Source organism: Gilvimarinus sp. 1_MG-2023, from assembly GCF_030548285.1.
The window spans coordinates 1-448 of sequence record NZ_JAUOSC010000156.1 but is presented as its reverse complement, the minus strand read 5'-3'; the positions used below and the strand labels follow the sequence as shown (position 1 = coordinate 448).

At 49.6% G+C, this 448-nt stretch carries 1 protein-coding gene; it reads right to left on the bottom strand.

Annotation, left to right across the window (positions count from 1 at the left end):
- A partial coding sequence (locus Q4563_RS16195) for a glutaredoxin family protein (RefSeq protein ID WP_303605207.1) occupies window positions 1–317 on the bottom strand: 317 nt, incomplete at its 3' end.
- Window positions 318–448 lie beyond the last annotated feature (131 nt).

Here is a 448-nt window from a genome sequence, read left to right as displayed (position 1 = left end):
CTATACAGCCATTCGCTGTTTTGCTCACCATCGATACGCAAGCAAGGAACCCGAGGTATACCACCGCCATTGACCAGCTCATTACGATAAGCATCAACACGCTCAACGTCTTTTTCCACTACCCGCAAACCAAGCCGCAGGCAATGGCGTCGCACCTGGATAGAAGCCGGACAATTACGCGAAAAGTACAAATGCATTCGACGGGATTCACGATCCAGTACTGTTTGCAGATCAGGGGCATGTACAACCGGTTTGACCGGGACGACTCGGTCGACCAGATCAAATGCCATGCCTTTCAGTTGACGAGCTACGTTCATATCATCAAGACTCAACCGCATGAAATCGACGCGCATTGTAGTCTTGTTTTGCCACACGGCAACCCCTGAACAAGGGCTTTTTTAAACCACCACCTGACAATCATCTGATCGTCCTGGAAAAACAGTTTCAC